The sequence below is a fragment of the Cohnella endophytica genome, from assembly GCF_003628305.1.
GTDB lineage: Bacteria > Bacillota > Bacilli > Paenibacillales > Paenibacillaceae > Cohnella > Cohnella endophytica.
Genome location: NZ_RBZM01000007.1, coordinates 291,137 through 314,842, shown reverse-complemented (window position 1 = coordinate 314,842; position 23,706 = coordinate 291,137). Strand labels below are relative to the sequence as shown.

The following is a 23,706-nucleotide window of genomic DNA, read 5'->3' as shown; positions in this document are numbered from 1 at the left end:
GCCACCCAATCGGCGGGTGGCCTAAGATTATTTCTTCATTTTATCGATCGTCTCGGCCGTGGACCAAGAAGCGCTGGCAATCATCCGGAAATTTACTTTTGCGGCCTGATCCCCGTCCAAACCTTTCATGCGGGCGGAGCCCGTGGCATCGTGAACGACGGCGACTTCGAATCCCTGCTCGATTAGTTCGCGCATATGCGATTCAACGCATAAGTTCCCGGACATGCCCGCAAGAATGACGCTACTGATCCCTTGCTTTCTCATCTGCAAACCCAAATCATTGGCTTCGGGCCCGAAAATTTTATGCGGGCTTACGATGATCGTTTGACCGTCTTCAATATAGGGTTTATACCTTTCCAGAAAATCGGCTCCCGAACCTCGGAAACCTTCTAGCGATAACGGTCCTTTGCGTTGATACATTTTGATGTCGTGCATCAGATGCTCCATGGCTCCCCCGAACAACCAGGTTTGGTCATACGGATAATAGTAATGCGGCGAGATAAACACTTTGAACTTCTTATCCTTTGCCGTTTTTAACAGCAACTCGATGTTCTCGATCGTATGGTTTTCGGCTACGCTGTCTTTTACGAGATTCCATGCTACGCCTTTCGGGCTCAAAAAGTCGTTTTGCGGATCCGTGATCACCAGGGCGGTTTTGTTCGGCTCCACCTTTATTCCCGGCGATGGAGGCGGCGCTGCAAGTCCGGCCGCATAACTATGAAGATGAACAGGGACAAGTAACGCAAGCATAACGAAATACAGTAGAGTTTTTCTCAAGCAAATCCCCTTTCATTGGTAAAGGCATATGCCTATTGTGAGAATTACTCTAATGGATTATCCACGCAGCAAATACAAAATAAAAAACAGCCCCGACTTGCTAGGGCTGTAAGTTGCGATGTATGGGACCGTTCATAAAGCTATATTATTGCATCGCCTCTTTAAGCTCCTTGGCCTGAGTATCCAGTTGGAGCGCGGCTTCTTCGATACTTAAGAATTCATTGACCGCCAATTGAATTCGCTGCTGGCTCTCGGTCACCACGGCCTGCGAATTTCTCGTCCCCCTGGAAATCTCTTGTACCTGGGCGACGATTCCCTCGACGTAGCCGTTCACTTCCTTAGTCGCGTCTTGAACTTGTCCGGCCAGCTTGCGAACTTCTCCCGCGACCACGTTAAAGCCGCGTCCGTGCTCGCCCGCATGCGCGGCTTCGATCGCCGCGTTCAGAGCCAGAAGGCTGGTCTGCGACGCAACGTCGCGAATCGTCTGAACCATGCCGCGAATCAGGTCGGTTTGACGTTCAAGCAGCCCAAGAACGGTTATGTTCTCGTTGGCCCCTTCAACCACTTTCCGAATGGCGAATTCGACCTCGTGGCTGCGAGCGATTCCTTCCTTCGCACGATTGAGCAGTTGCTCGGACATCTGCAGCAATTCCCCCGTGATCTTATCGGTGGCTTGTTCGCGAGCGTTAATATCCGTAGCGATCTTAAGGATGGAATGCACGCGACCCTCTCCGTCCAGAACCGGCATATAGGTAGCTTCAAGCCGAATGGAACGGCCATCCTTGGTAATTCTCGATATTTTATCCTGGAACGCCTTGCCGCTGCGCAACCCTTCCCAAAGCTTCTTGTACTCCTCGCCGCTCGCATATTTCTCATCGCAGAACTGCCTATGCAACATACCCGGCATCTCTTCGATGCGGTAACCCATCGCGTTCGCGAAATGATCGTTGACCCATAACACGCATCCATGAGCATCGAATTCGATCATCGCGAGCGACTGCTCGATAGCCGTAAGAACTTCGCCCTGATTGAGGACTTGGGTAGTCGAATAAGTTCTTATTTGTTCCGCCTGCATTTATAAATCTCCCTCTATATCCATTTTGTGTGTAAATTATGTATAGCATTCACCAAAGATTGTACAAAGTCTATACAAAATATGCAAGGAAATTCAGGATAGTCATACCGTATAGTTTAGGTATAATGGCGTTAAGGGGGAAACGACATGTACAGCATTAAAAAGGTTTCGGACATTCTCGGCATTCCCGTAGTCACGATTCGGGCTTGGGAGAACCGATACCGCATCATTGCCCCTCATCGCAGCGAAGGCGGCCATCGCTTTTTTAGCGAGGACGACATTAACAAACTCAAATTCCTGAAGCAGCAGATCGAACAGAACGGGGTTAAGATTAGCGAGGCCGTTCGGATGCTCAGGCATTCGACATCCAAGGAGAATGCGGGAAAGAAAACTGTTACAAGCTTTACTGCCGGTAGAGCGCATGAGGATATGATAGACAGACTGTACGAGCAGTTGATCTCCTATAACACCTTGAAGGCTAACGAGATCATTGACCTCGCCTTCTCTTTGTATGATTTCGAGATCGTATTTAGCCATATTCTCATGCCCGCTATGTACCGAATAGGCGCCGAATGGGAGTGCGGTAAACTCTCGGTGCTCCAGGAGCATTTTGCATCCCAATTGATCATTCAGCGATTCTCCCAGTTTTTTAGAGTTCTTCCGATCGATGATCGGCTTCCGCGAATGCTTGCCTTCTGCCCCGAAGGAGAATATCACCAGATCGGTCTCATGCACTTCTGTATCTTCTTGAAGAAAAAAGGCGTCGATGTGATCTACCTCGGACCGAGTACCCCTCTTGACGGATTGCCGCAGCTCATCGGGATGAAGAAGATCTCGTTCGTCACGGTATCGGTTACCGACTCCCAGCACCTCGAGGCCTTAACGGATTGGATTGAAACCACCCTTCTGGAGATGCCCCATCTGGGATTCGTTCTCGGAGGACCGGCTTTTGCGACGGGGAAAAGGCCGCTTCCGAATCCGAATATTTATTACCCGGATGACGGCGATTGGGAAGATTGGTATCAATGCGCGGTTCATAAGGGATAGTTTCTTCACGCAAAACACCCTGTCGGATAACTCCTACAGGGTGTTTTGTCTAGGGAATGACCTTATTTATACTTATAGAGGGCTTTAATAAAGCCGCCAAATACGTCATGGCTAAAGGTGAAACCTCGACTGAGGTAAAAATCGTAGGCCTCATCGTTGCCATTAGAGACATAGATAAAGACGAGGTCCGCGTCCGGGAAACTCTCCAGCCACTCCATGGACAGCGCGAATAGTTTGGAGCCGAGTCCCATGGCACGATATTCATCGCGCAAATATAAGTTGTTTAAGCAGCCGATCTTGTCGGGAAGAGCATCCCAGTCCGGATAAAATCCCTTGCTCGTCTCGGGATCCTTCGAGGGGGCCCAGTCCGGATAGGAGACTTTCTTATTTTCGACTCTATCTATAGAAGAGAAAACGTATCCGACAGGAATACCTTTGTCCTTAACGACGATAACTTGACTTTCTAACGCGCTCTCATAGCTCCGTTTCATTCTTGTATCGAAATTCATCCTATCGAATATGTCCGGCGCGATCGTCGCCTTCGACTTCTGGAATGCCATTAATTCATTGCATAACTCCCTGCATTGCTCGATGTTTCCGTCCGTCACCCATTCAATCGTTATATTATCCATATTACCCTCGCCGTTTCCAATATATTTTCATATCCGAAAGAAAGCCCATCTTACATAGATAGTATATAATAATACGGTGCTTATTCCAGCGTTATCGGACATCAGAGAGGTTGACATTCACATCATGGCATTTTCTCAAAGTATGGCAAGGACCCCCGCAGCCAAAGAACGTTTTCCCATCTCCCTTCTTTCCTTAACAGTCGGCGCCTTTGCGATCGGAATGACCGAGTTCGTTATCATGGGTCTTCTCCCTAATGTCGCCTTGGATCTAAACGTCAGTATCTCGTCCGCGGGACAGCTCATAACCATGTACGCCCTTGGGGTGGCGATCGGGGCGCCCGTACTGACGGTCCTCACTCATCGAATCCCTCAAAAGAAACTGCTATGCCTGCTCATGATTTTATTTGTTCTCGGTAACGGGATCTCGGTTGTCGCCCCGAACTATTCGATCTTGATGGTCGCCCGCTTAATCACCGCATTAACTCATGGGACATTCTTTGGAGTCGGGGCCGTCATCGCCTCCAATCTTGTACGGCCGGACAAGCGTGCCGGAGCAGTATCCATTATGATGGCCGGTTTAACCATAGCGAATATTATCGGCGTTCCTCTGGGTACTTTTATCGGTCAACACATGGGTTGGCGATCTTCGTTCGGCGCGATCGCGATCATGGGAATCGTGGCATTAATCGGCATATTCATCTTCATTCCGCGAATCCGGCAAGACAAACCTGCGAGTATCGTTCAACAGATCGCCGCTCTTGCCAAGCCAAAGCTCCTGTTGTACCTTCTGATCGGAGCGCTAGGTAACGCCGGGCTGTTCGCCGTATTTACTTACATTACGCCTCTGCTTGTGCAAGTTACCGGTTTCGCCGAACACAGCGTGACTTGGATTCTAGTCCTCTTCGGTTGCGGAGTAACCATCGGCAATATCGTAGGCGGGAAGCTCGCGGACTGGAAGCTGATGCCCTCGATACTGGGGCTTTACCTTACGATATGTATCATTCTTGCCCTCTTCACCTTTACGATTCATAGTCCGACAGCTGCCGTCTTGACTATTTTCCTGTGGGGAGCTGCTTCCTTCGCCGTTTTCCCGGGGTTGCAAGTCAAAGTAATGAACCTGGCCCGGGAGGCGCCTGCGCTTGCTTCCACTTCCAGCCATTCCGCCGGTAATCTCGGCAATGCGTCCGGCGCCTTCATTGGAGGATGGGTCATTACTCACCTAACCCTTTCAGCCCTCCCATGGGTCGGTTCGATTCTGGTGGGACTAGCTCTGTTATTAGGTGCCTTCTGCTATATCGTAGAACGCAAGAATTCGGCGGCGTAACCCCGATTATAAACGTAATGCGAACAGCCCCCGCTTCGTTAAGAAGCGGGGGCTGTTCGCGATCGGAAAGAGAGTTTATTTCACCAAGCGGAAAGGAAGCTCGACAACGTCTCTGCTGTTGGAGCCGACGAATGCGACGAAATCTCCCGCATCGCTGTCATGGGCCAAGTTGGCGTGATAATAACGCAACTGGCTTTCGGAGAGGACGAACTCCACTTCCCGGCTCTCGCCGGGTTGAAGCGTTACTTTCCGGAAAGCTTTGAGCTCCTTAACCGGACGAACGACATCTCCCGCCAAATCGCGCACATAGAGCTGTACGGTTTCTTCCCCGGTCGCATTGCCCGTATTGGTTACTTGTACCGTAATCTTAAGCGGTTCGGTCACCGTCATCGCGTCGGAAGACACGGCCGCATGGCGATATGCGAATGTCGTGTAACTCAAGCCGAACCCGAATGGAAGCAGCGGCTCATTCGGAATGTCCAAGTACTGGGATACGTACTTGATTTGCGCATCGGGCGCACCTTGCGGCCGACCGGTATTATAAGCGTTATAGTAAACCGGTACTTGTCCGACGCTATAAGGGAACGACATCGTTAGACGTCCGGATGGATTCGCCTTCCCGAATAGAAGATCCGCGATCGCCGCGCCGCCTTCGCTTCCCGGGAACCATGTTTCCAACACCGCATCCGCGTGCTCGACAACCCCATGCAGATCGAGCGGTCGCCCGTTAAAGAGAACGACCACGACGGGTTTGTTTAACGTCTTAACTTTCCGGATCAATTCCAATTGCGCTTCCGGAAGCCGGATATCCGCGCGGCTGCCCGCTTCTCCGCTCATATCGGAATGCTCGCCCAATGCCATTACGATTACGTCCGCATCGCGAGCGGCCGCGAGAGCTTCCGTCCATTGCGCTTCCGTGGCCGTTTCAATGTCGCAGCCCCGTGCTACATCCAGCCGGGATGCATACTCCCTCATTCCTTGATCCAATTTGACGGCATCCTCTTGGGAGCCTGTCCATGACCAAGGACCGAGAATGTCGCCGCTTTGGGCGAACGGGCCGATGAGGGCGATTTTCTGGTTCGGTTGGAGCGGAAGCACCGCTTCGTTCTTCAGCAACACGCAGGACTTAATCGCCAATTCCCGCGCCGCTTGCCGATGGGCCTCGCTGAACACGATCTCCTTCTCGCGCTCCGGATCTGCGCCGCGATACGGGTTTTCGAACAACCCGAGCTTTTTCTTCAACGCCAGAATTCGGAGAACGGCTTCATCGATCAGCGCTTCGTCAACTTTCTTGTTGGCTACGAGTTCGGACAAATGCTTCGTATAGCAGGTGGTCATCATCTCGATGTCGACACCCGCATGAATGGCTTTATGAGCGGCTTCCGCTTCGTCGGCGGCGACGCCGTGCGGGATCAATTCCTTGACCGCACCCCAGTCGGAGATGAGCACGCCGTCAAAGCCCCACTCTTCGCGCAACAGCTTGCGCATCAGCGTCGAATTGCCGGTCGCCGGAATTCCGTCCACCGTGTTGAAGGACGTCATGACCATTTCGCAGCCCTCGTCCAGCGCCGCTTTGTACGCGGGCAAATAATACTCGCGCAGTTGCCGTTCCGACAAGTCGACGGTGTTATAATCGCGTCCGCCCTCCCCGGCTCCATAAGCGGCGAAATGCTTCACGCACGCAGCGACGCGTTCCGCGTCGTGCTCGAGATCCGTTCCCTGGAAACCGCGGACGAATGCTCGCGCAAACTCTCCGTTCAGGAACGGATCCTCGCCCGTCGACTCCATGACTCGCCCCCAACGCGGGTCGCGAACCAGATCGGCCATCGGCGCGAAAGTAACATGAACGCCGGATACGGCGGCTTCCCTCGCGGCAATCTCTGCGCTCCGTTCAGCCAGTTCCATGTCCCACGAGCAACCTATGCCCAGCGGCACGGGAAAAATCGTTTTGAAGCCATGCACGATATCGGCCATCATCAGCAATGGAATGCCTAGACGATTTGTTTGCATATGCGCCTTCTGGACATTAATAACTTCTTCGGCCCCCGCAATCCCGAGTACAGAACCGGCATTTCTGACCGTCTGCTCCGAGATGCCCATCGCCGCCATCGGGCCCGTAATTTGTCCTGCGCTATCCGCGCCCTCGAAGAACGGGACCGCGAGCTGAAGAAGCTGGTCGACTTTCTCTTCGAGCGTCATTTGTCCCAAAACAGAAAGCAAGAACGGATCCTTATTCATCCTCTAGCTCACAACCTTTTATTTTATTTATACTAAATCGAAACGTTTCGATTATTACTCAATTGAATTATAAATCGACCTCTCCGCTAAAGTCAATTTCGAAATCCGGTATTTGATCCACTATAGAAACGTTCCAATTTAGGATCGAACGTCATTAACTAGAGGGGCCACACCCAATTCGAAACGTTTCACTTGCTTAAGCATTGACCCCCGGAATCCTATCCATTAATGTAGAAGGATAGGATCACCGAAGGAGCTGGGAACTGTGGTCAGCATTAAAGATGTCGCCAAAAAAGCAGGCGTTTCGATTTCTACAGTGTCTTATGCCTTGAACGGAAGCGATAAAGTGACGGATAAGACGACCGCCAAAATTATGGCCATCGCGAATGAACTAAACTATGTCCCCAATGCCGCGGCAAGATCGCTCAAGAGGCAACAGACTCGGAATGTCGGAATCTTCCTGACCGATTTCGGCGGAAATTTCTATGGGGACTTATTGCAAGGCGTTAAAGAGGATTTGAAACAAAAGGGGTATGCTCTCGTCGTCTGCAGCGGGACGCAGTCGCACAGAATGCTGCCGGAGCGGATGATTGACGGCGCGATTATTTTGGATGAAACGTTCTCTAACGAAGAACTGCTTAAACATGCGGATCGAGGACACAAATTGGTCGTTCTCGACCGGGAACTGAACCACCCTAATATCAATCAAGTGCTGCTGGATAACAAAGCGGGCGCCGCTCTAGCCATGGAGTACTTGCTTGAGCAAGGTCACGACAAAATCTATGCGGTATCCGGGCCCCCTGGATCCTACGATTCCATGCGACGGCTTCATGCGGTCAGGACGATCGTCGAGCGTAATAAGCATTTGGAATATAGCGAGATTGCCGGCGATTTCGACAAGCCGGGCGGCGAGGCGGCCGCCAAGCAGATCGCGGAGGAATACGCGAGGCCGGTGGCGGTATTCTGCCTGAACGACGAGATGGCCATCGGGTTGTATAATTACATTACGACGAATACCTCCCTCGTTATCGGCGAACATATACACCTCGTCGGATTCGATAATATTGAGCTTACGCGGTATGTGCAGCCCAGGCTGGCAACTATCGATTATTCCATGCGCAAATGGGGAGCGTTAGCCTCTGAACAGCTGCTGAAGATGTTATCGGGCGAGCCCGTCGATCACGAGAGAATTTATGTTTCCTTGGTGAAAGGCGCTTCCGTCAATCCGCTGTGAAGGCGACCGTAAACCGACAAAAATAAAAGCACCCGGCCGGGTGCTTTTATCGGAGGCGGTCGTTTAGCTTTTCGTCCACATCCGCCTCGAAGCGGTTACGGATCCGGCTAACAGGGCGGCAATGAACGCGATGGTTAGCGCGATCGCTAACCACATATCGCCTCCGCCTTGGCCGCTAAGCAGGATTTGCGAAGCCGCTCCCGTCAATCTGCTTGGGCTCCACTTCATCGTATGATCCAGCACCTGAGTAAGAATAGCCAACACTGCCGCCACGCCTAAGGAAATAAAAGCGATTCCCCCCACGGACTTCATTAAGCAGCTAAGAAAAAGCGTAATCGTATTGATGAAAAGCAACCATAGAGCATAAACCAGCAAGCTGGTCCACACCAACCGAAACGGGACGCTCTCGAAGAGGATATTCGTATAATACCAAGTTCCGAGCTGTCCAAGTCCGACGGCCGCCAGTGTAAGAACGGTCATTCCGGACCACTTCGCCAGAATGTAACTCCTATGCGACACCGGCTTTACCAGCACCATGATGGCCGATCCGGACTGGCGTTCCGCCGCGACGATCCCCATGAAGGACAGCGCAAGTATAAGCAGACCAAGCGTGCCGTATTGGGACAAGGACTTCGCCATGATTTCCACCGAGGTTGGAACGGGAACCAAGTCGGCCGCAACTCCGCTCGACTCCAGGATTTGGGGCATGAAATAAGTCGTAACCGGGTTCGATATACCCAGCAAGAGAAACACTAGCGGAATCCATATCCACTTATAATTACGGGTACTTTCCAGCATTTCCTTGCGAAACAGCAGAAGCCACGTGCTCATGCTTGCACCGCCTTCATAAACAAATCCTCCAGCGTGGTCTGTCCCATCTCGAAGCCTTCGATCTCGAGTCCTTGGTCGACGAACTCCCGGAACAGAGACTCCCTCGCCTCATGAAGATTCGTTACCTGCAGAGTAATCAGACCAAGCGCAAATTCGAACTCCCGAACGAACGGTCGATCGCGCAAGCCTTGAACCCATGCGGGATCGGCATTGCCGACTTTGATCCGAATCTGGGGTTTCCCATGATCGCGCATTAATTGTTGCAAGTCTCCCTCCACGACAATATGCCCACGGTCCATAATCATGACATCGTCGCTTATTTCCTCCGCATCATGGAGAATATGAGTGGAAAATAGAATCGTCGTTTCCCGCTTCATTTCTTTTAGAAGCTCCATGACTTCCCGTCGCCCTTGCGGATCAAGAGCGGATACCGGCTCGTCAAGAATAAGCAGCTTGGGGCGGTGAATAACGGCCTGAGCTAATCCGAGCCGCTGCTTCATCCCCCCGGAGTAGCCGCTTATTTTGCGTTTCGCGGCATCCTTCAGACCTACGCGTTCCAACAACTCTTTCGCCCGGCTTGCCGCTTCCTTAGCCGGTATGCGCGCAAGCTTAGCCGTAAATTCAAGAAATTCTTTGCCGCTCATCCAATTAAAAAAGGACGGGTATTGCGGCAAGTAGCCGATCGACTCCCGAATATCCGCCCGCGCTTCACCTATAAACCGAATGGTTCCGGAAGAAGGCTCCAGCAACCCGGAGAGCATCTTTAACGTCGTTGTCTTGCCCGCGCCGTTAGGACCTAACAAGGCCATGCAACGGCCCTGAGAGATCGCGAATGATAACCCGTCGACGGCAGCGTTCGCTCCGAACCGCTTAGTTAATCCCCCTACCTCAAGCAGGTTCACGATCCGCTTCTCCTTCCGACCGTAAAGTAGACGACCGATCCCAGAAGATTACCTAATATGATGATGAATACCCACAAGAGCTTCGGCCCTCTTGTCTCTTCCTTTTCTCTTCTGGATAAATCCACGAGCGCAATAACCATCAAAATAAGCTCGATTATAGCGACCGGCAAAATAACCTGCAGACCCAGATCTCCTAATTGCATGACGATTTCCTCCAATGAATTAAAGTGAGATAAACAAAATACCAACCAACAAAGTAATAACGCCAATTACCGCGACGAACAAACTGGATTTCCATACGGAGCGAGCGGCCAATCTTACCGCAAACCAATTTAACGAGCTATGAAGCGGAATCAATAGCACAACCGACCATGGGTGAAAAGCGACAATCAACGTGCACCCGATATGGAAAGCGGAGGCCCAAATACGCTCAAGCACACCCCACAGCGGACTGGCATGAATGGTGCTTTGCGATTCAAGAAATTGCTTGGCTTGCACGGCCTTCTCATCCGTCCGTTTCACTAAGGAAGCAATAACGACGATATTCACTATCGTGAACAGAACTTCAACGGCCGCCCAGCCTTGACCGACCGAGACCGCCCAGGAGGATACGACGGACGTAACCGCCAACAGAACAAGCCGTGCGCTTTCCTCCAGTATCCCCGAACTTGCGACGATGATGTTCTTTGCTTTCTCTTGGGGCATTTTCATAACGATCGCGCTGAGCGGCGCCCGCAAGACCAGAGCAATGAACCAGCCAAGCGCTCCTAGCCCGAACGCCCTCCATTCCAATACATAACCCGCAGCCCAAAAACCAACTCCAAAAAGAAAAGGGACAAGAATGAATAATGGCAATACAAGAAGCGAACGTCTCGTTGCCTGATTAAAGGCTTCATAGCTTGGACCCTGATGCTCGACAGTCGTGTTCATCATAACGATCTCCTTTGCTTGCAAACGCAAATCCTTCTTGACGGCTCAACCATTATCGTTATTGATAATGATAATATTGTTGCGGGCACGTGTCAAGTATTGGAAATAGAGAGGCCTGTCGTAGTTCAATGCAGGTCCTCCCGTTGTTGTTGAGCCGTCTTTTTCCCCGACTGCGGGAAGTCGATAATCGAAATTAACCGCCTCCTCCGATTCTCATCGGGTTGGTTCTGAATCGCCTTCATGAGGATTTCCCAGAGAGCCGTAAGCAGTTGTATATTTTCTTCGTCGGACAGATATAAGGAGATTTGCCTGTAAGAAACCCCGTCTTGCACGAGATCAAGATCCGGCTGCTTAACGTAATTCCCGTATTCTCCGATAATTTGCGCCGCGTAATTCATGAAAAAGGATAAATGATCTTCCGGCGAAGCTCGCTTTAAGTCTTCGGCCGAAATGATCGCCCCCTTCTCCGGAAGCCTATATACCTTCTCAAGCGTTCCTCTGTTGGGTATTTCCTCCGCGACCTCCAATACGCCGGCATCGACCATTTTTTTCAAATGCCGATACATCGTAGCTTGGGGTACATCCTCTAAACGCTCTTGTATTTGCTGCGAGGTCATCCTTGACCCGTTGATCAGAGCTTGAATGATTCGCATTCGAATCGGATGGAGAATCATTTCCGCTTTCTTAATAGAAATAGGGAGCCCTCCTCTAATGAGCATTCTCATTATTGATAACAGTATACATTATACTGAATATCCTGATGAAGGGTCAAATGATACGATCATGAAGCCAGACTTGCCTCCGCCGCTTGTCGTTTGGCTGCTTTGTACCGTATCGCAATTTCGATCGCCACAAGATTCAACGTCCAGCATAACCAAGCCGAAAGCTTATAGGCAGACTCGAATTCCCACACGAACATCAAGGGGACTTGGTATAGTCTTAAGGTAACCGCCGCGAAAGTAATCGCATAACTTCGAAGCATCCAACCGCGATGTCCTTGAATATCCTTCTTCATAATCCTCTCTACGGCTGCGTACGTTGCATACATCCACACCAAATCCATCGTAAAGAAACCCGTTCGAGCCACCCATCCGCCGCTGGCGAACATCGACAGATAGATGTTGATCAATCCGCTAACGAAAATACATGCGACATAAATCTTTCCCCAGCGTCTGTGTCTGCTTTTGGCCTTAGGATTGCTTTGCTTGCGGAAAATTTGAAAGGGGCCGATCAGCAAGGCCATGGATCCCGTAACAATGTGGGCATATAAGAAGTACACCCAAGGCGTTACGTGAAAATCCGGACTCTTGAGCTTATATTGAACAAGCCCAGCCAGCTTCGGGTCATAGAATCCGTATTGAATGACTGCGTAAGCAACGATCAAGAAAGCAAATAGGAAGATGAAGATGTTCCTTGTTATTCGCATGCGGGTATCCCCTCGTCACGTTTATTTATCGGGCCGATCGTTGCTTAACCCTCTGCCTGAAGGAGCTTCTCGAAACATAAGTAAGGCGCTTGCCGAAAGGGAAACTCAATCTTTCCCACCTGCCGATAGCCGGCTCGACTGTACATGCCTACCGCGCCGGGATTTTCCGTATAGACGTCCAGACGTATGCTGCTGTACCCTCTTCGGCCTGCAAGGCTTTCGGCGAACCGAAGCAGTTGCTTGCCCAACCCTTGGCCTTGATAGTCGGGATGCACGGCGAGCCTGTGGATGCAAGCCGGCCTCCCTTGCTTATCCGCCCAATCTAACTTCGCGTATTTCGAGCTTTGCTTCGCGTCGAGGACGATCGCGGCGACGACTCGGCCATCCCTAACGATGCCGAACGAATTCCGGCTTCTCAGATCGCTACCGATCACCAAGCCGTTCGGGTATAGCCAATCCCATTGCTTGATCCCTTGTCTCCGTAAGTTCGTCTTCACGGATCGGAATAAGCTCATAACCCCGCTCTTGTCCTTGCTTTGCAATTCCGTAATGGTCATGCCGGAATTCCCGCCGGCTCCGCGTTCCGCTTGATCTCGTTTAACCGCTTAGCCGAATGCCTACGGTAGATCACCGTCCAAGCAATCGCTATGCCGATGAACCCGTACAGCACGAGATTGGACAAAGCCAGGAATTGCGCCGTCGTAAGCCGGAATACCAGAGTGGCGCGAACGGCCGCTTCGGCGAGCAGGATTATTCCCCACATCAAGGTCATCAGTCTCATGACGGAACGAAAGTATCCGTACTTCCAATTGCCTTCGAAATCGGGATTGCCGATGAAGCGCTTCGCAAGATGGAACATAAGCGGCCGATGGAAAATCAACGACCCCAGAAATACTAAGCCCACGGAGCCCGTAATCATCGATTCGCGGATGAGAAGAATCTTCTCGCTCCCGCCCAACCCGACAAGGACTAGAGTCAGCACGAAGGTAAACAGCATTAAGGAGCCGAAAGCATCGAGCTTGCTATTCTTGGCCAGATACGCCAGATTGTCTACCAGCGGTACCAAGGTCGCGATGGAGAGGGCGGCAAGGCTCGTCATGTAATCCGAGAGCCAAACATAGAGCGCCCAAGGGATAATTCCGTTAACCAGCAGAGTGAAGACGACGTATTTACGTTTGGACATGTCTAAACTTCCTTTCCTATTGTAGGGATCGAAACATGAATTGCATCATATCCTGCGCGTTCATGCTGCCCTCTTCTTGCCTAATCGTGTTTTGCACGCGCAGACCATACATAAACATCAGCATTCCTTCGGCTACCTTCGTTTTTTCAACGGTGTCCGGAATCGCTCCGAATTTCTGCCCGACCTCGATCCATTGCGTACACGTGCTCAAAGTATACTGGTACACGCCAGTCATAATCTCCGACACCTTGGGATTATCCATCTGGCTAAGCAAGTAGATAAAGATCTTGTTCGTTACATCCTCGGGATGCGAGGTTTGCACGATGCCTGCGGCAATGAGCTTCAGCGGATTCTCCAACCCTTGGGAGGCCGGACTGTTTACCACCTCGTGAAACTTCGCGTTGATCTGTTCGATTCGCGATTTAAGCACGAGTCCGAGAAGTTCGTCTTTCCCCGTTACATAATGATAGATCGCTCCTTTGGATAATCCCGTCTTCGCGATAATATCCTGCAACGTCGTTTGCCTGCAGCCCTTCTCTCGGATTAACTGTTCCGTCGCGTCGAGAATAACTTGAAAACTTGTGTTAATGGGTTCCATTGCGTTCACTACTTTCTCTGAATGTCTTCAAAACCGACCGTCGGTCTGTTGTCTGAACTGATCATAAAATACCGACCGTCGGTCTGTCAACTATTATTTACAAAAATAAGAAAAAGGACACCTGCAATGGGTGTCCTTACGAAGATTCCAGCCAGCTAGACGAGCTTCACGCCGCCGATGCCCCATTTGACGAAATGCCATTCGTCCCCCAACGTCTGCTCCGGAGCATCCGGGCGATCCGCGAAATTCTTGGTGCCCGCGTATTGAGCAGGGCTCGTCAAGTAACGGTCGCCGTCGACATGCCGATGAGGTCCGAATTTATTGAATGTACTCGGATAGAGAGTCACCGAGAGCTCGTATTCTCCGGAGACGAAGTCAGAAGGAAGCTGCACGCTCCATTCCGGCCCCCAAGTCCAGCCGAGTTCCCTGCCGTCCAGACGAACGAGAGCCGCGTCGGCATGGACGTCGCTCAATATTAGCGTCCGATCTTCGGCGCCTTCAAGGTCAAGCCGAATTTGCCGGGTAACGACCGCGGGCAAATCGGCGAACGGATATCCGGATGCGATCAAGTCCGCGGGGTCGGCTTGGTCGGACATCGACAGATGGAACGGCCCTTTCGTGCGCAATTGGCGCGAGTCCTTCTCGTGGTATGCGGAGACGCTCTTCACCCCGAAGGATCCCCGCAGGAAGGAAACAGGAATCCGTTCCCCGTCCTTAAGCGGCCTCGCTTCGATGCGCAAGCTTTGGCTTCCCGAGACGATCTGTTCGGGTATACGCGCAACGTATAGCCCATTCTCCTCGGCGATAGGCAGAGCGTTCCCGTTCGCGCTCACTTCATCCACCGGATCGTGAAGAATGAACGACCAATCCGCTCCCGCGATCGGTTGTTCCAACTCCCATTCAACGCTAAGCGTTCCGTCCGCGGCCGCGTCGAACTCCGCGAACAACAAATTGCTCTCCGGAGCTTGAAGGTTCCATTCGGTCTCGGTAGCTACGTGGGTTCCGGCGATTCCCATCGCTCCGACCTCGTCGCTAGCCGAGAAAGCTTCGAGCCTGAATGCCTGCCGCCAATCTCCTTCGCCCAATACGCGAATGCCGGCGTCGCGCAGTTTGGAGACTAACCCTCTATCTTCCCACATGCAGCCGTCCGCAAGGAGGACGCTACCGTATTCCCGTCGTCCGATTCGTAACTTACCGTTTGCGACGATGCCGTCCTCTTCGATGGTCCGCTCCTCGGATAGCTCATAATGCAGCCCGGCTTCGCGGCATTGCTCCACAAGCGAGAGGAACCGCTTGCTGATCAGTCCCGACTCGTTATCCGGCACGCCCGATCCATCATGCTCGTTGATAACCATTGCTTCAACCGGAACGAAAGACGCCATGACGCCGCGGGTCGGCGTCACGATAAGAACGTCCGGCTCGCTCCGCAAATCCGGTAGCCCCGCGGCTTTCTCCTTGAGCGATGCCAACAAAGCCGGGAAGCCGTCCCGCCACGTAATATGGCTCGGCATCGAAGGCGGCCAATCGTGAATGGCCTGCGTCTTCAGCTGCAATTGGTTCAAATGCAGCGTGAACGTCTCGACCCCATGACCGGCGAGCCATAACACGTAATCCGTGAAGGACTCCGGCGACACGCCCCAACCGCTTCCTCCCATCGCTTCGACGAGAACTCCGTCACGGCCTTGCTGCATGGCGATCGAATGGACAATCCGCGGATAGAAGTTATTGCCCGGATATCGCTCCAGCGCGTCGATCGCCGGCGTCTCTATGCCCTTCAGCACCTGGAAGGCGGAGCCGCTATAGGAGAGCTGGAAGAACGGATTTTCCTCTCCCTTCAAGTGGCCCGTGAATTTCTTGCCGTTCGCCGCGCACCAATGTTGAACCGGCTTGTAGAACCCTTCAATAAGAGCATCCGTCGCCATTTCCCAATAACGGACGCGGATTTGCCGGCTGCCCTCTCCATCTTCGAACAAGAGCGGCAACAGCGGTTCCAGCTTCTCGTCGTAACGTTCCTCGTACAATGCAGGGAATCGGGAGTCCCACGGAAGCGCCCCATGATTAACCGTAATGCCGTGCCCGTCAAGAAAAGCCACCTCGTCGGTGAAAAATCCGGTCACGTAGTCGAACGCTTCCGGCTTCAGCCCCCGGCGATAACCTTCGTGCGTAATCTCTATGAATAGGGCGGTCGCCTCGTTATCGAAAGACGACACCGCGGTCTTGCTGCCACAGGCGATTCCGTATTCGCCGCCCGCTCCTTGCTCATAAGAGATCCACTCGCAACGAAGGTCCGGACGCCGTGCCAACACCTGGCCACCCGCAGTCCCGGAGGGCCATCCGTCCTCGTCGTAGATCCAGAACGCCATTCCGATGCTTTTCGAATAAAGAATAATGTCGGATACGACATCCAGATAGGCAGGGCTCATGTAAACAGGGTCATTCGGATAGAAACGCGGATGGAAGATGACGCCTTCCAATCCCGAGGCCTTCAGCCCGTCGAGCTGCGAACGCAGCCGCTTCGAATCCAAGGAATCGTTGATCGCCCAGAAGCCTAGAAATTTCAATTCGTTGCTCATTCCGTAGCCCAACCTTTGTTCTCTAGTAGTTGCCTTAGCGATACGAATTTTTTCATATACTCTTTCCGACGTTTACCCCTTCACCGCGCCCGCGGTGATGCCGCTAATGATAAACCGTTGAGCGAACAAGTAGATGACGAGCATCGGAACGACGATCAAGCACACCCCGGCGAAAATTTGCGACCAATCGTTATTGTACATGCCCTGGAAAGCGGACAGCTGCACCGTGATCGTTGATTTATGGCTGTCGGACAGATAGAGCATCGGCATGAGGAAATCGTTCCATACGTTGAACAAGTTCAGCACCGTTACCGTTGTGACCGCCGGCTTCAACAGCGGCAGAACGATGCGGAAGAACGTCTTGTAAGTGCCGGAGCCGTCTACGAATGCGGCCTCCTCCAGTTCCTTGGGCACGCCCTTGACGAACCCGCTCAAGATAAACACGGAGAACGGAGCCAGCATGCCCAGATAAATGAAGATAACTCCTTGATACGTATTGATCAGATGGAACGTCTGAAGCACCTTGTACAGCGGAATCATGGCCATCTGAAACGGTACGATCATCCCGGCGAGGAACACCAGGTACATCCCCCGGTAGAAACGATTATCCCTGCGGGAGATGACGTAAGCCGCCATGGCGGCCATCAATACCACTCCGGCGACCGAGATCGCGGCGATGCCGACCGTATTGAGCAGCGAGCGGAGATAATGCATCGTATCGAACGCTTTCGAGAACGCGTCGAAGGTCCATTTCTTCGGCCAGCCGAACGGATGCATCGCCAGCTCGCTCTTGCTTTTGACCGCGGACAAGAGAACGAGAAGGATCGGATAAATATAGAGCAAGGTCACGATCCACATCAATCCCTTGCCGATCGGCTTCATGAACGGAGACAAAGAACGGTTCATTACATCTCCACCTCTCTCTTGCGCAGGAACGTCACCATGACCGTAGTAAGCAGCAGAATGCAGGCGAACAACGTAACGGACAGAGCGGAGCCGTAGCCCCAGCGTATTCCGCTCCCGAAGCCGAGCTGATAGATCATCGTGGCGACCGACTCCGTCGAATAGCCCGGGCCGCCGCCCGTCAGAGCGAAGATTTGGTTGAATAGCTGCAGGTTGCCGATAAGGCACAGTACGATGTTAATGGTGAAGGCCGGAGCGACGAGCGGGAACGTGATGTGAACGAACCGGCGCCAGCCGATGGCTCCGTCCAGATCGCCGCTCTCGTAAAGATTCTTCGGAATGCCCTGCAATCCCGCGATATAGATGACCATCGAGTAACCCATGCATTGCCAGATCGTGACGAGGACGATCATCCACCGTGCCGTGCCGGGGTCGCTTAGCCAACCCATCTTCCAAGCGTCCAAGCCGATGGCATCCAGCACGTTGTTAACGACGCCGATATTCGGCTCGAGGATAAAACCCCATACGTAACCGATAAGCAGAGTAGAGAAAATATAAGGCATGAACAGCATCGTCCGCATCACGTTTACGCCCCTGAATTTGCGGACGAGGAGCATCGCGACGAGAAGCCCGACGACGTTCTGCAGAACCGTGATGCTCACCGTATACATAACCGTATTCCGAAAGGATGTCACGATCATGCGATCGTGGAACATTTCCTTGTAATTGTCAAAGCCGATGAACTTGCTCGTAATTCCGTCCCAATCGGTTAAGGAATAATAGGCGGAGCCCAGTGTCGGTACCAGATAAAAACCTAAGTAAAACACGAGTGCCGGCAGCAGGAACGATAGCCACTTCAGCTCCGTACTCCATTTCGATCTCAGCATGGCTCGTTCTCCTCCAATCCTAAACGGGAATCGGCCGGTATCCCAGAAAGCAACACCGGCCGACGCTCCTTCTATGCTTTTAATGTTCTATTTGGAAAAAGCTTTAGCGTTGGCGGCATCGAAGTCGGAGATGAATTGATCCGGAGTCGTACCTTTGGCGATCAAGCCTTGCTGCTGCTTCTCCATGTTGAAGGTCGTGCTAAGCGGATTATATAAGCCGTCCGTGCCCCACCAATCCGATTGAACCGTTACCTGAGACATCACGTTCTGAACTTCCTTCGTGAAAGGATTGTCGACCTGTACCTTCATGTTGGTCGGAATGCCGTTCAAATCCTTCATGATGCGAGCTTGGTTGTCCGCGCTCAGGTAGAAATCCATCGCCTGCTTGGCAGCTTCCACGTTCTTGGATTTGGCGTTGATCAGCAAGCCTTCGTTCGCGCTCGTCGGGAGAATCGTCTTCTCGCCCGCGGCGTTCAGCGGAAGAGCGAAAAATCCGATCTCGGCATCCGGGTTCGCGCTCTGAATCGCGCCGAGCTGCCAGGTTCCCGACACCAACATCGCAGCTTTGCCCGTGCCTACCATTTGGCTGGCTACGCTGACGTCAGTGCCAAGGAAGTTATCCGAGAAGTAACCTTTGTCCGCCCAACCCGATTGAACGCTGAGCACTTTCTTAACGTCGTCCTTAATATCGGCGTATTTCAACTCGCCGGTCGCCAGCTTCACCCGAATCGTCGGATCCTTCGTGTTGATGTATTGGCCGAACGCGATGAACGGAATGATCTGCGTCGTCCAAGCATCCTTGAAGCCTGCCGCCATCGGAGCGATTCCCGCCGCCTTCAGCTTCTCGAAGGAAGCCGTCAGCTCGTCGATATTCGTCGGAACGGCGATTCCGTTGTCCGCGAACACTTTTTTGTTGTACAGCACGCCCAGCGCGTTGGTCGAGATCGGAAGATAATACAGCTTGCCTTCCTTGTTGTTCTTACGGCTCTCGATGACGGAAGGAATGAAGTCCTTGACCGAAGCCAGATCGGACAGGTCTGCCAGTTGTCCCGGTTGGGCCGTCATTTTCTCCACGAAGTTCAAATCTTTGTCTATGCCGTGGGTCATGAACAAGTCCGGCAAATCGCTCGATGCGTATTTCGTCTTCAACATCGTTGCGTACTGATCCGAAGGCACGTTCTGCATGTCGATCGTGATGTTGAATTGGTCCTTCAAGTCCTTGATCCATGCGTCGGTAGACGGCGTGCGGTCGGAATACGTCCACGTCAAATACTTCAGCGTCACTGGCGATGCCGAAGCGGATGCCGCAGGACTTGAATCGGGGTTTACCGATGCGCTTGCTTGTCCTTCGTTGTCTTTCGAGTTCGAGCCGCACGCGGCCAATAACGAGGCCGTAAGAGCTAGCGTTACCCCCAGCGTAGCCGCTTTCTTCGTTCTAATCATGTTGACCCCTCCCATTTCGTTTATTGCCTCCTCATTATAGAAAACGACCGAGCCGCGCACACTCCAATCGTTTTACCGTTTTAGATATACTTTTTTGACATCGGTCGGCGCGGGTACAAAAAAAACCGATGATTCGCCGCTAGGACGATCACCGGTCAGAAGATTAGCCGAGGTGACTCTTACGGTATTCCGACGGGGTGCAGCCATAGTAGTCCTTGAACTTCTTCAGAAAATAATTAACGTTCTCGTAACCGACCATGGGAGCGATGTCCCCTACCTTCAACTGATCGTTCCTCAGCAGGTTCACCGCCGCATCTAGCCTAATCTTGCTTAAGTAATCGTTGAACGTCTGCCCCGTTTCGTTCTTGAACAGCCTGGACAAATACGCGGGATTGAGATGGAACCGCTCGGATACCGCATGCAAGGATATTTCTTCTCCGTAGTGCTGATTGAGAAACTGTACGATATCTTCGACCGCTTTCTTAGCGCCGACCTTGCGAGAGGAAGTCAAATAGGCGGTTACGCCTTCGATCGCCCGGTCCAACCATCGCCTCATCTCTTCGAACGAGCGGGATTCCGCCCCGTCCGAATCCGATTGCGACGCTTCGTTCAGAACCTGTTCCATCGTGGCGTTATGCTTTTTGAGCAGCTTGCGGATGCCTATCTTCAGCTCGTTAAACGTATCGCGAATGCTGTTCGGATGGATCGTCTCGCTTGCCTTCCACTCGCGGAACAGCTCGTCGATCATTTCCTCCGCTTGCTGCTTGTAGCCGTTCTCCAGGTAGTGCAGCAGCGCTTTCTCCTTGTTGTCCGGATAAATAAAATATTCGTTGCGGCTACTGACTTCATCCGTGTGAACGATCGGTCCGCGATGAACGATGCCGGCGTTGCGAACCGCTTCGGTAGCCTGATCATAGGATGAACGGCAGCTTGGATATCGGCGAATTCTCCTCCGACCCCGACATGGAGACTGAATCCCGCAAGCTCCGCGAGCTTGGCCAACACGCGTTCCAAATCTCCGTAGAACCCGTGGAACTCCGCGTCGAGCTCCTCCGGAGGCACCGTCTTCAACCAAATGAATTCATTCTGCCGGCCGAACTTGCGGAACGCGATTCCGCTTCCCAACGGCTGCAGAAGCTCCTCCAGAGCATTAAGAAGTACGAAGCTGGTCAACCCGGCATCGTTCCCGTACTTGCGGGCCGCGATTTGCTCGAAATTGTCCGCTTGGAACACAAGGATAACCATCCGGCTCTCCCCCGTCCGATCTTCCGGAAAATCCGCTTTGCGCAGCGCTTGGCGAATCTGCTCCCGGGTCATCCGGGGATCCGTCACCCATCGGGTAAGCGCCCGTTCTTTGGTGAGCGGGCCGCTCTCGTTGATCTGGATATTCATCTGCACGAGCTCGTCCTTGCGGAAGTCTTCTTCGTTCAGCCGAACGGCCGCTTTATTCAGCGTTTGGTCCAGCTGGTCCTCGTCTATCGGCTTCAGGATATAATCGAATACGCCGTACACGATCGCTTTCTTCGCGTATTCGAACTCGGAATATCCGCTTAGAACGATAGGGATAATTTTGGGGAATTCTTGATGAACCCGCTCCAGCAACGCCATTCCGTCCATAATCGGCATGCGGATATCGGTTATGAGGATGTCGGGAGGGTTCTGTCGAATGAGCCCCAGCGCCGCCTGGCCGTTGCGAGCCTCCCCGGATACTTCCATGCCGAGAGACTTCCTGCCGATGATCTCCTTGATGCTGATTCGCGTCCATTCCTCGTCGTCAACGATTAATACTTTTCTCATCCCGCATGCACCTCGCTCTCTTTGGCCGGTATCCGGATCATCACTCTAGTCCACTCGTCCTTCTTGCTGTCGATAACCAACCCGTATTCCGGACCGTAGATCATCCGAATCCGTTGATTTATATTTTTAAGTCCGACCGAATGTCCGCTGCCTCCGCTTTTTCCCTGAGCCGGTCTGGAGCTTTCCGAATCGGAAACCCTAATCGACGTCATAAGCCTCTCCGTATCCTCCGTCGTCATGCCGATTCCGTTATCGTAAACCTCAAGCTGAAGATACCCGTTCTCCAGCCTGCCCGATATGCGCACGCGGCCTCCTTCTTCCTTCGCCTCCAGTCCATGGGTGATCGAATTCTCGACGATAGGCTGCAGGATGAGCTTAACGACTGTATAACCGTAGACCTCCTCGTCGATGTCGAGATCGTAATCGAAGTACCCTCTGAACCTCAGCTTCTGGATGTCCATATAACAAATCACGTTGTCGATTTCGTCTCGAACCGGCACCGTGCTTTGCTGCATGTTAATCCCGTACCGAAGCATCTTCGCCAAGCTCTTGGAAACCGTTCCGATATCCGGAACCTGATGCACCGCCGCCATGCCGCTGACGATCTGAAGCGTATTATAAATAAAATGCGGATTGATCTGCGACTGCAAATATTTGAATTCAGCGTTCTGTCGGGCGAGCTGTTCCTCGTAATTCTCCACGATCAGGCTCTTGATCGTCCCGACCATCCCGTTAAAGCTGAATACAAGCTGGCCAAGCTCGTCTTGCGAAGTCGGCTCGAGTTGAACGTCGAAGTTACCCTGCTTGACCTGCACGATGCCTTTCTTTAAATGTTGTATCGGGCGGAAAATTTTCTTGGATAACAGGAACGCCATTAAGATGGTGAGCAAGAGCGCGGCGACGGCCAGCAACAAATAGACGGAGAGCAGCCGGTTACCGGACTTGTTGAGTTCCGAGTAAGGAGTGAGCGTTACCGACTTCCATCCCGTCACTTCCAAAGTACTATAGGACAACAAATATCGGGTGCCCGCGATCTCGGCGCTGAAGGAGCCGCTTGGGGCTTTGTCCATTCTGCGGATAATGGTTGGATCGAGCGCGCCTCCGTCCAACGAAGGAGTGTCGGAATAAACCGTACGACCCTCGCCGCTTAGCAGCAACACGCTCGTCGTCTCGCTTAGATTGGCCTTCTTGACGATATTCGTCAGCGCGTCCATCGACAGATCGATTAGAATGACGCCGTTGGCCGCGTTCGCTCCTTGAGAGAAGCCCTTTAACACGCGCGAGAAGGAGATGACGTCCTTGTCGTACTTAAGTTGGAACGGCTTATGCGGCGCCGAGATGACCGTCTTCCCGTCTGCCGCCACCGTCTTGCGGTACCATTCCTCGCCGGTCGGGTCGTATTGCGGTTTCGTTGCGCCATACACGGAGTAAGAATATTGCTTGATGGGGGTTACGTAGATGTATACGCTGTTGAAATCGCTACGCAAGTTCAGCAGCCGTTCGAAGAAGGCTTGCATCGCCATGATCGCCGAGTACTGGTCGGTCAGACTTACGAACGGCTCGGGGGACAATACCTCCCGGAGACCCGTCTTGGAATTGTTGTTGTCCGCGTCCGAATACATCGACATGATGATCCGGTCCACTTGGTCCAGATTATCCTCGAAGCCCTTGTTGATATTGTCGACCAGCCTAGCCGTCGTATCGACCGCCTGCTCTTCGAAGATGTTGCGGGTATATAAATAAGAGGTCGCGCTGGAGAACAGCAGAATCGCAAGCACGATCAGAATCGTGCCGTAGAATAGTTTATAGAACAAGCTCAACTGGGAGACCATGCGGTTCAACCGCCCGGACAACCGACTCGCCATCGCCCTTACCTCCGGCCTATTCGAAGAAATACTGTTATTGT

Annotated in this window: 23 protein-coding genes; 3 read left to right on the top strand and 20 right to left on the bottom strand. The window is 52.5% G+C overall.

Annotated elements, in window-relative coordinates:
• Positions 1-27: 27 nt before the first annotated feature.
• Positions 28-777 carry a cysteine hydrolase gene (locus D7Z26_RS17390; RefSeq protein WP_233566998.1) on the bottom strand — a complete coding sequence of 250 codons (750 nt, stop codon included), beginning with the start codon at positions 775-777 and terminating at the stop codon, positions 28-30.
• A gap of 145 nt (positions 778-922) precedes the next feature.
• Positions 923-1,852, bottom strand: a complete 930-nt coding sequence (locus tag D7Z26_RS17385) for a methyl-accepting chemotaxis protein (protein WP_120978258.1) — start codon at positions 1,850-1,852, stop codon at positions 923-925.
• A 147-nt stretch (positions 1,853-1,999) separates the two neighbouring features.
• Between D7Z26_RS17385 and D7Z26_RS17380 the strand changes: the two genes are divergently transcribed.
• Positions 2,000-2,899, top strand: coding sequence for a MerR family transcriptional regulator (locus tag D7Z26_RS17380; protein WP_120978257.1), 900 nt, complete (start codon positions 2,000-2,002; stop codon positions 2,897-2,899).
• Positions 2,900-2,961: 62 nt separating this feature from the next.
• On the opposite strand, the gene D7Z26_RS17375 is transcribed toward D7Z26_RS17380, so the two are convergent.
• Entirely contained in the window at positions 2,962-3,531 is a 570-nt protein-coding gene (locus D7Z26_RS17375) for a GNAT family N-acetyltransferase (RefSeq protein ID WP_120978256.1), read from the bottom strand.
• Between the two features lie 124 nt (positions 3,532-3,655).
• Here D7Z26_RS17375 and D7Z26_RS17370 point away from each other — a divergent pair, with 124 nt between their 5' ends.
• Entirely contained in the window at positions 3,656-4,855 is a 1,200-nt protein-coding gene (locus D7Z26_RS17370; protein WP_120978255.1) for an MFS transporter, read from the top strand.
• Between the two features lie 75 nt (positions 4,856-4,930).
• On the opposite strand, the gene D7Z26_RS17365 is transcribed toward D7Z26_RS17370, so the two are convergent.
• Entirely contained in the window at positions 4,931-7,093 is a 2,163-nt protein-coding gene (locus D7Z26_RS17365) for a glycoside hydrolase family 3 N-terminal domain-containing protein (RefSeq protein ID WP_120978254.1), read from the bottom strand.
• A gap of 265 nt (positions 7,094-7,358) precedes the next feature.
• Between D7Z26_RS17365 and D7Z26_RS17360 the strand changes: the two genes are divergently transcribed.
• A complete protein-coding gene (locus tag D7Z26_RS17360) occupies positions 7,359-8,327 on the top strand; it encodes a LacI family DNA-binding transcriptional regulator (protein WP_120978253.1) in 969 nt (322 codons plus the stop codon).
• 63 nt (positions 8,328-8,390) lie between these two features.
• On the opposite strand, the gene D7Z26_RS17355 is transcribed toward D7Z26_RS17360, so the two are convergent.
• The 16 genes from D7Z26_RS17355 to D7Z26_RS17280 form a co-directional block, all read right to left on the bottom strand.
• On the bottom strand, positions 8,391-9,158 hold the full coding sequence (locus tag D7Z26_RS17355; protein ID WP_120978252.1) for an ABC transporter permease: 768 nt from the start codon (positions 9,156-9,158) through the stop codon (positions 8,391-8,393).
• Complete coding sequence (locus D7Z26_RS17350) at positions 9,155-10,060, bottom strand: ABC transporter ATP-binding protein (protein WP_120978251.1); 906 nt, start codon at positions 10,058-10,060, stop codon at positions 9,155-9,157. Before D7Z26_RS17350 ends, D7Z26_RS17355 begins: the two co-directional genes overlap by 4 nt.
• Positions 10,057-10,263 (bottom strand): PLD nuclease N-terminal domain-containing protein, encoded by a 207-nt coding sequence (locus D7Z26_RS17345; RefSeq protein WP_120978250.1) that lies wholly within the window; start codon positions 10,261-10,263, stop codon positions 10,057-10,059. Before D7Z26_RS17345 ends, D7Z26_RS17350 begins: the two co-directional genes overlap by 4 nt.
• Positions 10,264-10,282: 19 nt before the next feature.
• Positions 10,283-10,990: a YhfC family glutamic-type intramembrane protease gene (locus tag D7Z26_RS17340; protein ID WP_120978450.1), complete on the bottom strand. Its 708-nt coding sequence runs from the start codon at positions 10,988-10,990 to the stop codon at positions 10,283-10,285.
• 125 nt (positions 10,991-11,115) lie between these two features.
• Positions 11,116-11,664 carry a helix-turn-helix domain-containing protein gene (locus D7Z26_RS17335; RefSeq protein WP_158602364.1) on the bottom strand — a complete coding sequence of 183 codons (549 nt, stop codon included), beginning with the start codon at positions 11,662-11,664 and terminating at the stop codon, positions 11,116-11,118.
• Between the two features lie 107 nt (positions 11,665-11,771).
• Positions 11,772-12,416, bottom strand: a complete 645-nt coding sequence (locus D7Z26_RS17330) for a DUF2306 domain-containing protein (protein ID WP_120978248.1) — start codon at positions 12,414-12,416, stop codon at positions 11,772-11,774.
• Positions 12,417-12,460: 44 nt separating this feature from the next.
• Positions 12,461-12,973 carry a GNAT family N-acetyltransferase gene (locus D7Z26_RS17325; protein WP_120978247.1) on the bottom strand — a complete coding sequence of 171 codons (513 nt, stop codon included), beginning with the start codon at positions 12,971-12,973 and terminating at the stop codon, positions 12,461-12,463.
• Positions 12,970-13,599, bottom strand: coding sequence for a VC0807 family protein (locus D7Z26_RS17320; RefSeq protein WP_120978246.1), 630 nt, complete (start codon positions 13,597-13,599; stop codon positions 12,970-12,972). The genes D7Z26_RS17325 and D7Z26_RS17320 overlap by 4 nt, the downstream gene beginning before the upstream one ends.
• Positions 13,600-13,615: 16 nt before the next feature.
• Positions 13,616-14,197 (bottom strand): TetR/AcrR family transcriptional regulator, encoded by a 582-nt coding sequence (locus D7Z26_RS17315; RefSeq protein ID WP_120978245.1) that lies wholly within the window; start codon positions 14,195-14,197, stop codon positions 13,616-13,618.
• Positions 14,198-14,352: 155 nt separating this feature from the next.
• Complete coding sequence (locus D7Z26_RS17310; protein WP_147423871.1) at positions 14,353-16,770, bottom strand: hypothetical protein; 2,418 nt, start codon at positions 16,768-16,770, stop codon at positions 14,353-14,355.
• A gap of 72 nt (positions 16,771-16,842) precedes the next feature.
• Positions 16,843-17,676: a carbohydrate ABC transporter permease gene (locus tag D7Z26_RS17305; RefSeq protein ID WP_120978243.1), complete on the bottom strand. Its 834-nt coding sequence runs from the start codon at positions 17,674-17,676 to the stop codon at positions 16,843-16,845.
• The gene (locus D7Z26_RS17300) at positions 17,676-18,560 is read right to left on the bottom strand and encodes a carbohydrate ABC transporter permease (RefSeq protein ID WP_120978242.1); all 885 of its coding nucleotides are present in this window, start codon (positions 18,558-18,560) and stop codon (positions 17,676-17,678) included. The genes D7Z26_RS17305 and D7Z26_RS17300 overlap by 1 nt, the downstream gene beginning before the upstream one ends.
• Before the next feature lie 87 nt (positions 18,561-18,647).
• On the bottom strand, positions 18,648-20,003 hold the full coding sequence (locus D7Z26_RS17295) for an ABC transporter substrate-binding protein (RefSeq protein WP_158602363.1): 1,356 nt from the start codon (positions 20,001-20,003) through the stop codon (positions 18,648-18,650).
• Positions 20,004-20,166: 163 nt separating this feature from the next.
• The gene (locus D7Z26_RS17290) at positions 20,167-20,751 is read right to left on the bottom strand and encodes a helix-turn-helix transcriptional regulator (RefSeq protein ID WP_120978240.1); all 585 of its coding nucleotides are present in this window, start codon (positions 20,749-20,751) and stop codon (positions 20,167-20,169) included.
• Positions 20,748-21,800, bottom strand: a complete 1,053-nt coding sequence (locus D7Z26_RS17285; RefSeq protein WP_120978239.1) for a response regulator — start codon at positions 21,798-21,800, stop codon at positions 20,748-20,750. Before D7Z26_RS17285 ends, D7Z26_RS17290 begins: the two co-directional genes overlap by 4 nt.
• Positions 21,797-23,665, bottom strand: coding sequence for a cache domain-containing sensor histidine kinase (locus D7Z26_RS17280; protein WP_158602362.1), 1,869 nt, complete (start codon positions 23,663-23,665; stop codon positions 21,797-21,799). The genes D7Z26_RS17285 and D7Z26_RS17280 overlap by 4 nt, the downstream gene beginning before the upstream one ends.
• Positions 23,666-23,706: the final 41 nt, after the last annotated feature.

Coding starts and splice junctions, on each gene's coding strand:
- D7Z26_RS17300 (WP_120978242.1), bottom strand. CDS start 18,560: ATGCTGAGATCGAAATGGAGTACGGAGCTGAAGTGGCTATCGTTCCTG.
- D7Z26_RS17285 (WP_120978239.1), bottom strand. CDS start 21,800: ATGAGAAAAGTATTAATCGTTGACGACGAGGAATGGACGCGAATCAGC.
- D7Z26_RS17365 (WP_120978254.1), bottom strand. CDS start 7,093: ATGAATAAGGATCCGTTCTTGCTTTCTGTTTTGGGACAAATGACGCTC.
- D7Z26_RS17335 (WP_158602364.1), bottom strand. CDS start 11,664: ATGATTCTCCATCCGATTCGAATGCGAATCATTCAAGCTCTGATCAAC.
- D7Z26_RS17375 (WP_120978256.1), bottom strand. CDS start 3,531: ATGGATAATATAACGATTGAATGGGTGACGGACGGAAACATCGAGCAA.
- D7Z26_RS17345 (WP_120978250.1), bottom strand. CDS start 10,263: ATGCAATTAGGAGATCTGGGTCTGCAGGTTATTTTGCCGGTCGCTATA.
- D7Z26_RS17305 (WP_120978243.1), bottom strand. CDS start 17,676: ATGAACCGTTCTTTGTCTCCGTTCATGAAGCCGATCGGCAAGGGATTG.
- D7Z26_RS17385 (WP_120978258.1), bottom strand. CDS start 1,852: ATGCAGGCGGAACAAATAAGAACTTATTCGACTACCCAAGTCCTCAAT.
- D7Z26_RS17380 (WP_120978257.1), top strand. CDS start 2,000: ATGTACAGCATTAAAAAGGTTTCGGACATTCTCGGCATTCCCGTAGTC.
- D7Z26_RS17280 (WP_158602362.1), bottom strand. CDS start 23,665: ATGGCGAGTCGGTTGTCCGGGCGGTTGAACCGCATGGTCTCCCAGTTG.
- D7Z26_RS17315 (WP_120978245.1), bottom strand. CDS start 14,197: ATGGAACCCATTAACACAAGTTTTCAAGTTATTCTCGACGCGACGGAA.
- D7Z26_RS17310 (WP_147423871.1), bottom strand. CDS start 16,770: ATGAGCAACGAATTGAAATTTCTAGGCTTCTGGGCGATCAACGATTCC.
- D7Z26_RS17320 (WP_120978246.1), bottom strand. CDS start 13,599: ATGTCCAAACGTAAATACGTCGTCTTCACTCTGCTGGTTAACGGAATT.
- D7Z26_RS17355 (WP_120978252.1), bottom strand. CDS start 9,158: ATGAGCACGTGGCTTCTGCTGTTTCGCAAGGAAATGCTGGAAAGTACC.
- D7Z26_RS17330 (WP_120978248.1), bottom strand. CDS start 12,416: ATGCGAATAACAAGGAACATCTTCATCTTCCTATTTGCTTTCTTGATC.
- D7Z26_RS17340 (WP_120978450.1), bottom strand. CDS start 10,990: ATGAACACGACTGTCGAGCATCAGGGTCCAAGCTATGAAGCCTTTAAT.
- D7Z26_RS17295 (WP_158602363.1), bottom strand. CDS start 20,003: ATGATTAGAACGAAGAAAGCGGCTACGCTGGGGGTAACGCTAGCTCTT.
- D7Z26_RS17325 (WP_120978247.1), bottom strand. CDS start 12,973: ATGACCATTACGGAATTGCAAAGCAAGGACAAGAGCGGGGTTATGAGC.
- D7Z26_RS17290 (WP_120978240.1), bottom strand. CDS start 20,751: ATGATCGACGAGCTGTTCCGCGAGTGGAAGGCAAGCGAGACGATCCAT.
- D7Z26_RS17370 (WP_120978255.1), top strand. CDS start 3,656: ATGGCATTTTCTCAAAGTATGGCAAGGACCCCCGCAGCCAAAGAACGT.